The sequence below is a fragment of the Rhizobium sp. Rhizsp42 genome, from assembly GCF_047304155.1.
In the GTDB taxonomy this organism is placed as follows: domain Bacteria; phylum Pseudomonadota; class Alphaproteobacteria; order Rhizobiales; family Rhizobiaceae; genus Rhizobium.
Window position 1 is genome coordinate 94,274 of record NZ_JBGLYS010000015.1, and the last position, 13,749, is coordinate 108,022.

At 59.3% G+C, this 13,749-nt stretch carries 15 protein-coding genes; 7 read left to right on the forward strand and 8 right to left on the reverse strand.

Features of this window, described 5'->3' with window-relative positions; genetic code table 11:
* Positions 1-87 precede the first annotated feature (87 nt).
* The 5 genes from ACCD05_RS16255 (at position 88) to ACCD05_RS16275 (ending at position 2,846) form a co-directional block, all read left to right on the forward strand.
* Positions 88-531, forward strand: a complete 444-nt coding sequence (locus tag ACCD05_RS16255) for a pyridoxamine 5'-phosphate oxidase family protein (protein WP_413393956.1) — start codon at positions 88-90, stop codon at positions 529-531.
* 95 nt (positions 532-626) lie between these two features.
* A complete protein-coding gene (locus ACCD05_RS16260) occupies positions 627-1,319 on the forward strand; it encodes a hypothetical protein (RefSeq protein WP_413393958.1) in 693 nt (230 codons plus the stop codon).
* Between the two features lie 15 nt (positions 1,320-1,334).
* Positions 1,335-1,523: a hypothetical protein gene (locus ACCD05_RS16265; RefSeq protein WP_413393960.1), complete on the forward strand. Its 189-nt coding sequence runs from the start codon at positions 1,335-1,337 to the stop codon at positions 1,521-1,523.
* Between the two features lie 284 nt (positions 1,524-1,807).
* Positions 1,808-2,527, forward strand: a complete 720-nt coding sequence (locus ACCD05_RS16270) for a Crp/Fnr family transcriptional regulator (RefSeq protein WP_413393962.1) — start codon at positions 1,808-1,810, stop codon at positions 2,525-2,527.
* A gap of 85 nt (positions 2,528-2,612) precedes the next feature.
* Positions 2,613-2,846 (forward strand): DUF6894 family protein, encoded by a 234-nt coding sequence (locus ACCD05_RS16275; RefSeq protein WP_283193844.1) that lies wholly within the window; start codon positions 2,613-2,615, stop codon positions 2,844-2,846.
* A gap of 382 nt (positions 2,847-3,228) precedes the next feature.
* Here ACCD05_RS16275 and ACCD05_RS16280 read toward each other — a convergent pair whose 3' ends face one another.
* A complete protein-coding gene (locus tag ACCD05_RS16280; protein ID WP_111563719.1) occupies positions 3,229-3,942 on the reverse strand; it encodes a Crp/Fnr family transcriptional regulator in 714 nt (237 codons plus the stop codon).
* A gap of 239 nt (positions 3,943-4,181) precedes the next feature.
* Between ACCD05_RS16280 and ACCD05_RS16285 the strand changes: the two genes are divergently transcribed.
* Positions 4,182-4,541, forward strand: coding sequence for an oxidoreductase (locus ACCD05_RS16285; RefSeq protein WP_111563720.1), 360 nt, complete (start codon positions 4,182-4,184; stop codon positions 4,539-4,541).
* 85 nt (positions 4,542-4,626) lie between these two features.
* Here the strand turns inward: ACCD05_RS16285 and ACCD05_RS16290 are convergent, their stop codons facing one another.
* From ACCD05_RS16290 to ACCD05_RS16305, 4 genes are all read right to left on the reverse strand, one after another.
* Positions 4,627-6,747: an ATP-binding protein gene (locus tag ACCD05_RS16290; protein WP_112436768.1), complete on the reverse strand. Its 2,121-nt coding sequence runs from the start codon at positions 6,745-6,747 to the stop codon at positions 4,627-4,629.
* Positions 6,740-8,230, reverse strand: a complete 1,491-nt coding sequence (locus tag ACCD05_RS16295) for an ATPase domain-containing protein (RefSeq protein ID WP_413393965.1) — start codon at positions 8,228-8,230, stop codon at positions 6,740-6,742. The genes ACCD05_RS16290 and ACCD05_RS16295 overlap by 8 nt, the downstream gene beginning before the upstream one ends.
* Before the next feature lie 257 nt (positions 8,231-8,487).
* A complete protein-coding gene (locus tag ACCD05_RS16300; RefSeq protein ID WP_112436766.1) occupies positions 8,488-8,679 on the reverse strand; it encodes a DUF982 domain-containing protein in 192 nt (63 codons plus the stop codon).
* Positions 8,680-8,935: 256 nt separating this feature from the next.
* On the reverse strand, positions 8,936-9,223 hold the full coding sequence (locus ACCD05_RS16305; RefSeq protein WP_111563724.1) for a PRC-barrel domain-containing protein: 288 nt from the start codon (positions 9,221-9,223) through the stop codon (positions 8,936-8,938).
* 328 nt (positions 9,224-9,551) lie between these two features.
* On the opposite strand from ACCD05_RS16305, the gene ACCD05_RS16310 reads away from it, so the two are divergent.
* Positions 9,552-10,415: an SDR family oxidoreductase gene (locus ACCD05_RS16310; RefSeq protein ID WP_162724642.1), complete on the forward strand. Its 864-nt coding sequence runs from the start codon at positions 9,552-9,554 to the stop codon at positions 10,413-10,415.
* 42 nt (positions 10,416-10,457) lie between these two features.
* Here the strand turns inward: ACCD05_RS16310 and ACCD05_RS16315 are convergent, their stop codons facing one another.
* The 3 genes from ACCD05_RS16315 to ACCD05_RS16325 form a co-directional block, all read right to left on the reverse strand.
* On the reverse strand, positions 10,458-11,693 hold the full coding sequence (locus tag ACCD05_RS16315; protein ID WP_112950140.1) for a DUF763 domain-containing protein: 1,236 nt from the start codon (positions 11,691-11,693) through the stop codon (positions 10,458-10,460).
* 198 nt (positions 11,694-11,891) lie between these two features.
* Positions 11,892-13,229: a PQQ-dependent sugar dehydrogenase gene (locus ACCD05_RS16320; RefSeq protein ID WP_111563727.1), complete on the reverse strand. Its 1,338-nt coding sequence runs from the start codon at positions 13,227-13,229 to the stop codon at positions 11,892-11,894.
* A gap of 1 nt (position 13,230) precedes the next feature.
* A complete protein-coding gene (locus ACCD05_RS16325) occupies positions 13,231-13,674 on the reverse strand; it encodes a DUF2231 domain-containing protein (protein ID WP_413393969.1) in 444 nt (147 codons plus the stop codon).
* Positions 13,675-13,749 lie beyond the last annotated feature (75 nt).

The window sequence follows — 13,749 nt, forward strand, 5'->3', positions numbered from 1 at the left end:
ACGTCGGTCCGCGCAAAAGGTTTGCTGCGTATCGGAACAATCGGGTCTCGTGGACGATATCCCGCACACGAAAACGGGAGATCAGCCATGTCCGCGATGACTTTCGAAGACCTCGCATCCAAGATCAGGAAGATCGACTTCTGCATGCTATCGACCCAGAGCGGGTCGGGTAAGATTTCCAGCCGCCCGATGAGCAACAATGGCGACGTCGAATACGACGGCGATTCCTGGTTCTTCTCTTATGAGGACACTCGCAAGATCAGCGAGATCAACGGCATCGATGATGTCTCTCTCACCTTCACGGAGCCTCCGAACCTTCTGGGCAAACCGGGCATCTTCATTGCGATCCAAGGGATGGCGTCGATCGTCAAGGATAAGGCATCCTTCGAAGCTCACTGGGTTTCGGGCCTCGACCGCTGGTTCCCTGAGGGCACCCAAACGCCCGGCCTCGTTCTGATAAAGGTGTCGGCATCGTCCGTGTATTATTGGGACGGTGAGCAGAACGGGCAGGTCGACATACCGCGCGGGTGAGCCAACCAGATACAGTTCCCAAGAGCCAAAGCGGGTCAAATTCCAGCAGTACACGGAACATTGGCGCACCATGCGAGTTGCCCGGATATCAATGGATGGAGGAAACCATGGCCAACATTTATAACGAAAACACAAGCGACGCCTCGCACGGCATCGCGAAAAGCACCCTCACCGCATTCTTTGACACCCGATCCGAAGCAGAAAGTGCTGTCGAGCGTCTCAGCGACGCAGGCGTCGCCAATGCCCGCCTCATGGCGGGCTATGAAGCTGATGCCGAGAAAACCAATGTCGCGGCAGACGATCGCGGCGGCTTCTTCGATGCGCTGAAGGACTGGTTCTTTCCTGACGAGGACCGCTCCATCTACGCGGAAGGCCTTCGCCGGGGTGGCTTCCTGGTATCGGCCTCGGTAGACGATGCGACATACGAAACAGCCCATGACATTCTGGACGAGCACGGCGCCATCGACATGGACGAGCGCGCTGACCTATGGAGAGAAGAAGGCTGGACAGCGAGGCAAGTCACGCCGGCCCCGAGCTTTACCGGCGAGCCAGGTCTCAATGAGGCAGGGGCAGCCACGCAAGCGGAAGGCGTAAACCAATACGCGCGCAGCACCCATGAAACCTCACCCCGCGTTCGCGCCTACGAACTGGATCAGGAGCTGCCCGACGACATTCGCGACGACGTTTTGCCTACGGGCCATCAACGCGACGTCGCTGAGGGTGAGAAGTCTCCCGAAGAGCGTGAAATGGGTGGGCTCCGGTTGGACCAGCCCATTCCTCGGGTCTGATCGAGGGAGTGGATCATGGACAAGGACAAGGACAAGAAGGCGCAACGCGAGATCGAGGAAACGGGCAGAAAGCCCGCGCAACCTCAGGATCACCCGGCCGCCGGTCCGCATGCACAAGATCATCTCACCGACGAGACGAAGACCCCAGGGACAGGTTCGTTGCCCGAAAAGAACGACGCCAGCGTCTCGCCGGGAAGTGGTTGAAAACTGATGCAGTGTCTGCGGGTCCCTGCCGGCGATCATAGGCGCGACACTTTGGCGTTTTGTGGAAACACGGTGTGCCCGGCCCAGGTGGCCGGACACACCAACTATTATGTCACGAGTGTAGCTCAATTAAAGCGAGTAACCGTCGACCCCCGTCGACCTTTACGCGTGACACCAGCGAGCATTTTCGTCCCTGCGACCTTGTCGTCCGAATTGTTCTGACAATTTGATAGTGCGTGCGTCAGAGCCGTGGCGCGTATCGACAGGCGGAGTTGATCGAACGAATGCAAAAAGCACAGATGTCCAACCGGATTCTGCGATCCTTGAGCGACCAGGATTTTAAGCTTCTGGCACCATATCTGGAAGAAGTTGAAATGCCTTCCCGATTTCCCATCGCTCGCCCTGACACCTTGCTGGAGTACGTCTACTTTCCAGATAGCGGTATCGGCGCCGTAATCAGCGTGCTCCCCGACGGGAAGAAGGCGGAGGCCGGCATGTTTGGCAGCGAGGGGTTTGTGCCGACATCGACGGTCATTGGCGACACGGTGGTGCCATACCTCATAGAAATGCAGGTTGCTGGCCGCGGATATCGTATCTCTGTGGACAGAATGCGCGAGGCGACTGAACGAAGCGCCACGCTTCAGATTCCCTTTATCAAGTTCATGCACGTTTTCGCCGTGCAGGTCTCTTACACCGCGCTCGCAAACGCCAAATTTCGCGTCGAGAAGCGGTTGGCCCGCTGGATCCTCATGTGTCACGACCGGGTGAAAGCGGACGTCCTTGAGATCACGCACGAATACATCGCCTTCCTCCTCGGTATCCGTCGACCGAGTGTGACGACAGCGCTTCACATTCTCGAAGGCCACAGACTTATTCGTTCGAACCGCGGAACGATCGTCGTCGTCAACCGCGGGGGTCTGGAGCGATTTGCGGCCGGTTGTTATGGGCTGCCTGAACGCGAGTTCGAGCGCTTGCTTGGCGCTGGCTCGAAGGATGAGCTTTAGAACCTCTCATAAGCGGCTGATGCCGTTCACTTTCCATGGAACCGCTGACCACCAGCATTCGTTTTGTCCGCTTATGGAGGACAGAATGCTTTTCTTTTTCAATGTTCGCTCAGACGAAAGTTTCGATGCCGACGACGAAGGGATCGACCTTCCATCGCTCGAAGCAGCGAGGCGGGAAGCAACGAAATCCGCGCGCGAGATGGTCGCCGAACTTATTTTGTATGATCAGCGTATCGACGGAATGCAATTTGAGATTACCGACGAAAAGGGAAACGTTCTCAGTACAGTTCCATTCCGAGACGTCATCAAATTTGACTAGGTCCCTTGCTGACCGACCGCTTCGTCATGCTTGATCAACGACATCGCCGTCGTTTTGAGGCCGAGCGGCCTCGCGCGCGGCCCGAAGGCGCTCTGTCTTCAGGCGCCGCGCTTCCGCCTCGGCCTTGGTTGCAGCCAGTGCGTTCTGCGACGTTGCTTCACGTCGTCTCTGCCGCTCCTCAGCGCTGATAGACTCGCGCCGGCGAAGCTGTGGGCTCTCTGCTTTTTGCATGCGGTTTAGAGTATAGCGTGAAGAGCGGAAGGCAATCGATCGTCTTCCAGCGTACGGAACGCCTCAATACGCGCCTCTCTTTTACCACCGCCGAACGAAAGGTTTCCATGCGGAACTGTTGCCACCCGCATGACCGGTCTGATCTGCCGCGCTAGAATCGTCCAATGAGGCGCCGATACTCTTCCTCAGGCCTGCCGTAGGAATCGCCGGCAAACTCCTCCAACCCACGCCTGTCGCGAATGGTGATGAGACCTCGTTCGGAGCGGATGAATTTCTCTCCCTCAAGGACGTGCAAAGCAGTCGTGACACTCGGTCGCCTGACACCGAGCATCAGGGAAATGAAATCATGGGTGAGCGCTATCTCGTCACCATCGACGCGGTCATGCGACATGAGAAGCCATCGGGCCAGTCGTATGTCGATCTGATAGTTGACGTTCGACAGCACCGTGTAAGAGATCTGCGATGCAAAAGTCTGGATGAACCTCGCAAGGAGGTTTGCGAAGTTGGGATAGGACGAGATTGCCTCGAGCGTTGCGCCCAACGTCATCCTGTAGCCCCAACCGGCGACCTGCATCAGCACCTCGTGGACACTCACAGTCCCGCCGACGCCCGCTGATGTCGGGGAAAATCCCTCGCGACCAAACATCCCGGCCTCCGCCTGGTTTCCATCCGACGACACGGTGATGACTGAACCGATACCGCTACACAGAAAATAGACGTGGTCGATGGGCCCGTTCGCGTTGACGATAACGTGACCCTGTCGAAGGTCGATCATTTCCAGACTGCCGAGGATAGCCTGAAATTCCGCATCAGGCAGACGAGCCAGTAGCCGGTTGTGCATGGTTGATTGGTCAGAGGCGAACATGAGACTTCAATTGTATCGGATGAGGCATGCGGAGCATTCCTCACACGCTGAAAAATGTCGGCTGTATAACATCCTGCCGTTCTTCATGTTCTTGGGTACGCTGGCAGACATTTCTACATCAGATGCATTGCGGGATGGCGTGGGTACCTTGTCCTTAGACAGACTTTGTCCCTCTCGCGGGAACTACTAACTTTTCTCCAAGTTGGGTCCAGGTAAGCAATCAAATGGAGGAAATCCCGATGCTCACGAAAATTCTCGCGGTCTCATTCCTGTCGATTGGCTTGGCGACATCCGCCATGGCCCAGTCATCCGGAGGATCGGGAAGTGGCGGTACCAGCTCTGGAGGCTCTGGCGCCTCAAGCGGCACCGGCACCGGCGCAACAAGCGGCACGGACGGTGCCGGCTCGAACAGTGGCAACGGCGGCAACGGTCAGAACACTGGCAATGGAATGAACAACGACACCAACATGAATGGCCAGAATTCCGGCGCATCCGGGGGCGACGCCAATGACTGCGCAAGACGCGGTGCTGGCGGAACGACCAATCCATCGAGCAACAACAATGCAACCGGCACCGACCCGGCAAATACCTGCAAGTAGTTGAGGCGGGTCGCCCGGCTGGTGACACGGCTACCAGGGCCCGCAGAAGTGGGCCCTGTGGTGTCCGATTATGCGCCTCAAGCAGCTAAGCTTGCTCGACCCCATGGGCAGGGTTGACCATCTCATTGATCTTCGATGCAAGCACTTCAACAGCGAAGGGCTTACCGATCATCGCCATGTTGGTCCCAAGGAAGCTTGCCTTGGTGGCGGCGTTTTCCGCATATCCTGTGACGAAGAGAACCGGCAGATCCGGCCTATGCTGACGCGCAACGTCGGCAAGCTGCCTGCCGTTCATCCCTGGCAGGCCGACATCCGACACCATAAGATCGATCCTCCCAGTTGCGGTCAGCGTACGAAGCGCGGCATCGGCGTCCTCGGCCTCAAGAACACGATAAGAGAGGTCCATGAGCACCTCGCAAATCAAAAGGCGGACAGCGTCGTCATCTTCGACGACGAGCACGGTCTGGCCGCTCCCCTCCGAAGGGCTTTCGGCATCACCTTGCTCTTCTTGCGTCTCAGCGCCCAATGCGGCCGGCAGATAAAGCTTGATCGACGTGCCTTGTCCGGGGGAACTGTCAATGCGAACCTGACCGCCCGACTGCTGCGTGAAGCCGTAAATCATTGACAAGCCCAAACCGGTGCCCTGCCCGATCGGCTTTGTCGTGAAAAAAGGATCGAATACCTTCTCCAGGATTTCCGGGGGCATCCCCACGCCGGTATCTTCTACGGCGATCATCACGTAGTTCCCCGCGTCAAGCCCACCGGCTTCCGATGCCGCGACCCGGCATTGCTCCGCGGTGATCGTAAGACGCCCGCCATCAGGCATGGCGTCGCGCGCGTTGATCGCAAGGTTCAGCAGAGCGCTTTCAAGCTGATTGGCGTCCGCCATGGCATATCCCACGTCAGCCGTGACTTTCAGCTCTATTGCGATGGTTTCAGGAAGGGTTCGTTCCAGGAGTTCCTTCGTAGCGAGGAGCTGAGCTGCCACGTCAAGCGACGTTGCGTCGAGGGTCTGCCGGCGCGAGAAGGCAAGAAGTCTGGCAATGAGCGCGGCGGCCCTGTGTGCCGACTCCGTGGCGGCATCCATGAAGCGCCCAACTTCCTCAACGCGACCGGAAGCGATGCGGCGCTTGGCGAGATTGATACCGCCGATAATACCGGTCAACATGTTGTTGAAGTCGTGAGCAATCCCTCCAGTCAACTGGCCGATTGCCTCCATCTTCTGCGCTTGACGAAGCGCTTCCTCGGCCCGGCTGCGCGCGGCCATTTCCTCTTCAAGTTCCGCGGTGCGCTGCACGACACGCGCCTCGAGATTTCGGTTGAGATCATCGAGCGCCTCGCGCTCGAGACGCAATGCAGCCTCCGACCTAGCCAGTGCTTCCTGCGTCCGCTTGCGTTCACTGATGTCGATGGCCGTGCCGACGAACCGAACGGCCTTGCCGTCAACGAAAATTGTACCGCCTTTCGCCGCGATCCAGCGTTCGACACCGTCTTCTATTCCGATGGTCCGGTAGTCGATCTCATACTCTCCGGAACCGCCGGGCCGCAGCGCATCCTTGACGGCTTGGTCTGACCTCTCGCGGTCATCAGGGTGTAGTCCGGCCAAGAACCCCGCTTCGTAGGAAACCTGCCGATCGGAGAGAATTCCGAACATCGCTCGGCAGCGTTTGTCCCATCTCAGCTCACCGGTGATGAGGTCGAAATCCCATGTTCCGACACCAGCGGCGCTGGTTGCAAGACGCAGCCGCGTTTCGCTCTCGTCTAGTTCCGCCAGGCGGTCACGCATCTGGAACTGCTTGGAGCGCAGCCGCATTGCGGACGCGACGGCGCTGAAAAGCGAGGCTCTACCGAGCGGCCGCTCCAGAACCACGCTATTGCTTGCGAGATCAAACAGCGCCAACTGAGACAGACGCCCGTTCGGCGCTCGGCTGGTGCGAGGTGCCGCCAGAAGCACGAAAGGAACGTCAGACCACGAAGGCTGCGCGTCCAGCGCCGACTTGAGCTTATCGACATCCTTGACGAGGGCTTCTTCCGTGAGGAGGATTGCGCCAATACTCTCGTCGATCGCTTCGGCCACCTCGGCGATATCGAGACAGACGACAACGTCGTAGTTTTCTTGGCGTAGAAGCGTCGCGACGCTGTCGGCATCGCGCCCGAACGGAGCGCTGACGAGAATTCGGCGACCTTCTCGCAGTCGTTCAGCCATCACGTTCGCGATCTTCCATCAGCGGACCCCGCGCGCCCATGTATTCGGGTGTCCCGGTCAGAATTCCCCTGAATTGCGAAAGCGGCGCGCCAATCCTGATGCCGCCACTGTCAATGCGCAGTTCGCGAATGGTATCCTCATGCATGCCGCTGCGGTTCTTCAACACGGATATTGCCTTTCTGACACGGCCTTCCGCCTCGAAGAAACGAAGCAACACCACGGTATCAGCGACATAGGATACATTCAGGTTGGTCGACATGCTTCCAACGAGACCGTTCTGCGGGTTGATCAGGAAAGTAACGACGCCTTTCTGGCTGAGATAGGAAAGCAGTTCGTGCATCTGCAAGATCAGATGCTGCTCTTGCGGCATGGCGGCCAAGTAGCCGTTCAGGCTGTCGATCACCACCACCCGCGCGCCTCTCGCCTCCACCTCACCGCGGACGCGGGCCGCGAATTCGCCGGGGGAAATTTCCGCCGGGTCGATCTGCTCGACCACAAGCAGGCCACTATCGATATGGGGTTGCAGGTCGAGGCTGAACGCCTTGGCACGGGCAAGCAGCGTTCCGATCCGTTCGTCGAATTCATAAACAATAGAAGGCTCGCCGCGCTCACAGGCTGCGAAGAGATATTGCAGGGCGATCGTGGTCTTGCCGCAGCCGGCCGGCCCCGTCAGAAGTGTGCTGGTCCCCCGTCGCGGACCACCGCCCAAAAGACGGTCCAGCTCGACCACGCCGCTCGCCGTCACTTCTCCGGAAAAATCCGCGTGATGGGCGGCGGCGATGAGGCGCGGATAGATTTCGAGCCCACCTTTCCTAATGGTGAAGTCGTGGTATCCGGCGGTGAAATCGACGCCACGCAGCTTCTGCACCTGCATGCGGCGGCGGGCGGCGCCAAAATCCAGCGTCAGCCGTTCAAGGGTGATGACACCATGACAGAGACTATGGAGGTGGGCATCCCGCTCCTCGGCGTTGCCGGTCATGTCGTCAATCAGAAGGACCGTCGTGTCGCGTCCCGAGAAGAACTGCTTCAATGCAAGAACTTGCCGGCGATAACGCAACGGGTCCTGGGCCAACAGGCGCATCTCTGAAAGGCTATCGAACACAACCCGCTTCGGTTTGACCCGCTCAACCTCATCCTGGATTAGCCGGATCGTCTCGGTGAGTTCCATCTCCCATGGATGCAGAATGGACTGTTCTCGTCCTTCGCGAAAGACGTCGGACGCGGAGTTGAATTCGAAAACGTCGAACTCCTTGATGTCCCACCCATGCGAGTTTGCAACGGCGGACAACTCCTCTTCCGTCTCAGAAAGCGTGATATAGAGCGCCCGCTCACCCTGACGGACGCCTTCTCGCAAGAATTGCAGCGCCAGCGTGGTCTTCCCCGAACCTGGCGTTCCTTCTACGAGGTAGAGGCGCCGCGACGGCAGTCCACCCTTCAAGATGAAATCAAGGCCTTTGTTTCCGGAAGAAAGAGTTGCTGGCAAGGTGTGTTCCTGGAAGTTCGTCGTCAAGGGTGTTTGGGAAATATGGAGGAATCGGCGGAAGGCAAGGATAGCCGCATACACGTCGCGCCAGGCTTAAGCTGACGAGGATTTAGAGAATCGCTGGCCGCGCGTATGCTCCACGAGTATAACGAGCCGCAGTCGTCAGCCGACTTTTGTACGGTGGCGCACAGATGAACATTTGCAGTTGGAAGGCCCGCAAAGCAGCGGCTCCTAAAGTCACCCGACGAAAATAAATGTCAGTTGACACCCGGCTTGGCCGCTTCCACCGCAGCCAAAAACTTGATTTGAGCGACATCGCCGTCGATGAGGCCTGCTACCGCGGCACGGCACGCGTTTCGAGCCTCGATAAATAACGCGCTGGTGCGCTCCGGCCAGCCATCCGTCAGATGGATCATGGCTTCGAAAGGGCCTGCTACAGTCTCCGGCATACCCCATTCACGATGATAACTGGATTTCCCCACTTGGTGATCGGCATGTTTCCTGCGGATGCAAGAAACATCGCTCCCCTCGGGGGGGGGCCAGCACGCGCTGGTTCGGTCACCACCGTACAAACGTTACCCGGCATTAGTCAGGCTAAGCTTCGCTTGTGACCGACTACGTCCCGAATGTGGATTGCACAGGCGGGCCGGGCGAGGATCAAAAATAGGCCATGAAAAGGCCCGGCATTGAACCGAGCCAGCCTTCTCAATCGCGATGCTCGGGCATCGCCTTTAGCTGATCCTTCGTCCAGCTTGTCACCGCGTGAACATCGCCATCTTCGTCGCGCATCCAGTCGAGGTCCGAAAACGGCACGGCTACGGGCTTCGCACCGATCCCGAGAAAACCCCCGACATCGATAACGACCGAGTTCGTTCCGTGGATGTGATCCACGGAACCGACCTTGTGGTCGTCAGCGCCATAGACGGTCGCTCCTTGAAGATTGTCCGCTGTCAACTCGGCAGCGGAAAGGCGCACGTGATTTGTGTGATCCATCAGCATTCTCCTTATCTACAAACCCTAACGTCGCCACCGCGGCTTTGTTCCTCGTGCTACCGCAGGCCCGGTGGCTTTGAGGCGAAATCGCAGCTTGGACAGGTCGGATGCTCGCCTAGCGTTTCCTTGCCCGCAGCGAGAAACCGGAAAAACCGCTGCGTTCACCATCCCTGTCGCGTCCGGTTGACACAAGCGCGATCTCCAAATGCAAACCTGGAGTTCGGAGACAGGTTCCATCACGACCAAAGTCGCCGACGGGGAAATGACCACCGTGGGAACTGTTGCCGCTCGCGAAGGTTTGCCTCCTGAACAGCCAAAGGAGGCGACCATGAGCGATGACCGCAGACCAGCACCCCCTTACCCCGAACAGCGCCAGCAGCCGCCCGGCAGCACCTCACGGATGCAGCCCGTTCCCGACCACGGTGAGCGTTCCTACCGCGGTAACGGAAGGCTCGATGGAAAGGTCGCCCTAATCACGGGGGCGGATTCGGGTATCGGCAAGGCAGTGGCGATCGCGTTTGCCCGTGAGGGCGCCGATATCGTGATTTCCTTCCTTGACGAGACCGAGGACGCCGAGGATACGGCAAAGTGGGTACGCGAAGCAGGTCGGCGGGCGGTCGTCGTCCCAGGCGATATCACGTCTGAAGATCACTGCAAGGATCTCGTCCAGCACACCGTGCGAGAACTTGGCGCCATCGACGTCCTTGTGAACAACGCCGCGTTTCAGCGGACCTATGCCGATATTGCAGACATCACCGACGAAGAATGGGATCGGACGTTCCGCACCAATATCTACGCGCCATTCTTCCTGTCGAAGGCCGCGATCCCTTATATGCGCTCAGGCAGTTCGATCATAAACACGACCTCAATCCAGTCTCGACAACCGTCGGCACACCTGCTTGCCTACGCGTCGACCAAGGGCGCCGTTTCAAATTTCACCGCCGGGCTAGCGGAAATGGTCGCCGAGAAAGGCATTCGGGTCAACGCCGTGGCGCCAGGGCCAATCTGGACGCCGCTCATCCCATCCACGATGCCACCGGAGAAGACCACCAGGTTCGGCGAGCAAACGCTGATCGGCCGCGCAGGTCAGCCGGCGGAATTGGCGGGCGCCTATGTGCTCCTGGCATCTGAGCTAGGGAGCTACATGACCGGCGCGGTCATTCCAGTGACCGGCGGCGAGATCATGATCTAGCATCAAGGGCACTTTGAGAATGACCAGCCAAGATGTGACCGGTCATTCCTCCCAGCCGAACACGCTGCGGCCACCGAAGCTCGCGCTATCTCGGAATTCGCCCGCGAGGATCTCCTTGAGATCAGGCCCCGTGACATAACGCTCAAGCTGCCGCGCCTGGATATCCAGGCGTTGCAGGGCTGCAAGTTCCTCCTCGCGCCCAAGTCGCCCCTTCGCAACGGCTGATCTCATGACGCTGATGGTTTCGTCATAGACCTTCAGCGGCACCGGAAACGGGTGTCGGTCCTTACCGCCATGGGCGATCGAGAATCGCGCCGGATCGGAAAACCGACAGGGAGCGCCGTGGACCACTTCCGCCACCATCGCAAGCGCCCGGACCGTTCGCGCTCCCACGCCTGGGACCATCAGCAGCTCCTGGAAGTCGACCGGACCGCGATCCACCGCTGCCGCCAGGCTGCCATGCAGCCGCTTCATGTTCACATCCGTCTCGCGGACATCGTGATGAGCGGGCATGACGAGGTGTGGCAGCGACATTTGTGCCGGTTCCGGCGCAGGTACTGCCTCGACTTTGCGGGCGAGCGCGGACGCTTCCCGAACAATTCTATCCGGTCCGAGCGAAGCGAGGATATCCAGTTGTCCGACGCGAGAACGCTCCGCGCGCTTGTCGGCGAGATTGATGATATCGCCCTGCGTTCGCCCCTCGATCGCGCTGTGGGGAGAATCGATGAAGCTTTCCAGCCCCTCGGACAGCCAATGATACCGTCTCGCCTGGCGGGTCGCGTCGTTCATCCCTTGCTGCACGACAACCCACTTGCCGTCGTCGGCAACGATGAACCCATGCAGGTAGAGATCAAATCCGTCCTGAACCGCAGCGCTATCGACCTTCGCCACGAGGCGGCTGACATTGGCGAGCCCGGTGCCATCGAGACCCACGCGATGCCCGACATCAACAAGTTCGTCCGGCGTTTTTCGTGAATGGGAGCCGCGGCCACCGCAGACATGGAGCCCAAGCTCCCTGGCCCGCGGTTTCAAACCGCGTTTTAGCGACCCCAGCACACTGGTGGTGATACCGGAAGAGTGCCAGTCCATGCCCATGACGGATCCAAACGACTGGAACCAGAACGGGTGAGATAGTCGGCGCAAAAACTCATCACGGCCATAGTGGTGGATAATCGCCTCCGCGATAAGAACGCCAAGCTTGGTCATGCGCTCGCCCAGCCATGGGGGAACGCGTCCGCCGTGAAGCGGCAAGTCGGCGCTGCCTGATCGTTTTGACATCTCAACGATGTTTACGCTCGGCCGGCCGAAAACACAACCGGTCGCCCGCAAACTGGCCGTCTTCTGATCTCGAACAACGACCGTGCGCTTTTCGGCCTCAGCCGGAAATTAATGCCGAGGACGGTCAGCGAATTGCTTGCCCCTGTTGTGACGCGTCGCCGCCTAATCCCTGGTTTCGCACCGGCCGATCGTAGCGGTTCACTGCGCGGTCACCCGCCAGATCGTGTTGCCGACGTCATCGGCGACCAATAACGCCCCCTTACCGTCAACGCCCACGCCGACCGGTCGACCTCGCGCCTGGTCTTGCTCGTTGAGGAACCCCGTAAGCACATCCTGCGGCAAACCATCAGGCTTTCCATCCTTGAACGGCACGAACACGACCTTGTAGCCGTTGAAAGCATGCCTGTTCCAACTGCCGTGCTCACCAACGAACGCGCCGCCTCGATAGGCCTCGGGCAGATTGTCGGCGGTATAGAATGTCATGCCGAGCGGGGCGACGTGCGAGCTCAACGCATAGTCCGGGACGATCGCCTTCGCGACCAGATCCGGACGCTGCGGCATCACGCGCGGATCGACATTCTGCCCGTAATAGCTATATGGCCAGCCATAGAAGCCGCCATCTTTAACGGAGGTCATGTAGTCGGGCACGAGGTTCGGGCCGAGCTCGTCCCGTTCATTCACGACCGTCCAGAGCGCTTTCGTCCGCGGCTCCAGGCTCAATCCGTTCGGATTGCGCAGGCCGGCAGCAAAAATCCGGTGGCGGCCCGATTGACGGTCGACCTCCCAGATCGCGGCTCGGTTCTTCTCCGCTTCGATGCCGTTTTCCGTGATGTTGCTGTTGGAGCCCACGCCGACATAAAGCAGACTACCGTCGTCGCTAGCCACGAGGCTCTTTGTCCAGTGATGGTCGATCGGGCCGCCCGGCAGCTCGGTCAGAACCGTGCCGGGGTCGCTGATTTTGGTATCGCCCTCGCGGTAGGGGTAGCGGACAATTGCGTCAGTGTTGGCGACATAGAGATCGCCTCCAACCAGCGCCACGCCGAAAGGCGAACTCAGATGATCGAGGAACACCTCCCGCGTCTCAGCCACACCATCTCCATCGGCGTCGCGAAGTAACGTAATACGGTTGCTGGCCTCGCCTCCGCCACCGCCACCTCCTGTCGCCAGGGATTGCACCCAGCCTACGATCAGGTCTTTGGGCCGTGTGATCGGCTCGCCCTTTGGCGCCGTGGATTCGACGGCCAGAATGTCGCCGTTTGGAAGCGTGTAGACGGAACGAGGATGTGAAAGCCCGGTGGCCAGAGCTTGGACCTTTAGCCCTGCCGCCGCCTTCGGCGTCTCGCCATCTTTCCAACCGACCACCTTAGCGACGTTCATCGGCGGCACGAAATATTCGGCCTGGGCCGGAAGTTTCGGGCTAGGGCCGATCTCCGTCGGCTCCGGCTCACTGTCACTGCACCCGGCTAGCGCCAATAGACCGGCGCTCGCGAACAGGCCGGCCGTGAATATGCGATATCGCTGAGACAGAAACTTCATTTTACCATCCTCCCGCAGCGAGGCGTCGGACGCGCGCGCCCAGAACCGCAACGATCAACACCAGCAAGACAGTCACCACAGAGAGTGCCAATCCCAGCGGCATCACCGATGTCCAGGCGTCACGGCTATGAACGAAGGAGTTGAAGATGGCGAGGCCAAACACGATGAGATTCCCGACACCATAGAGCCAACCCGCCGCAGTCCTCAGCGCAAGAAGACCCCGCGCCGCATCGATCAGCCCGGCCAGCAATCCGACGGCACCAAGCACGGCCCCGGCGAGCAGGAGCCACGCGGAGAAGTTGGTCCACATCATCTGCATCGTTCGCCAATACGCGATATCGGTGAGAAGCGCGCCGATCAAACAGGCAGCGGCGAAATGTAGGGGGATTGAGCGGAAGGGTGATTTGAATGCCCGCAGCGCGGGCGCAGAGACGGTATGGGTCATGGGCATTTTCCAAAGAAACCGGCAACTAGTGAGAAAACTGACGATCTTAGTGATTGTTCCCGCCATGACTGCATT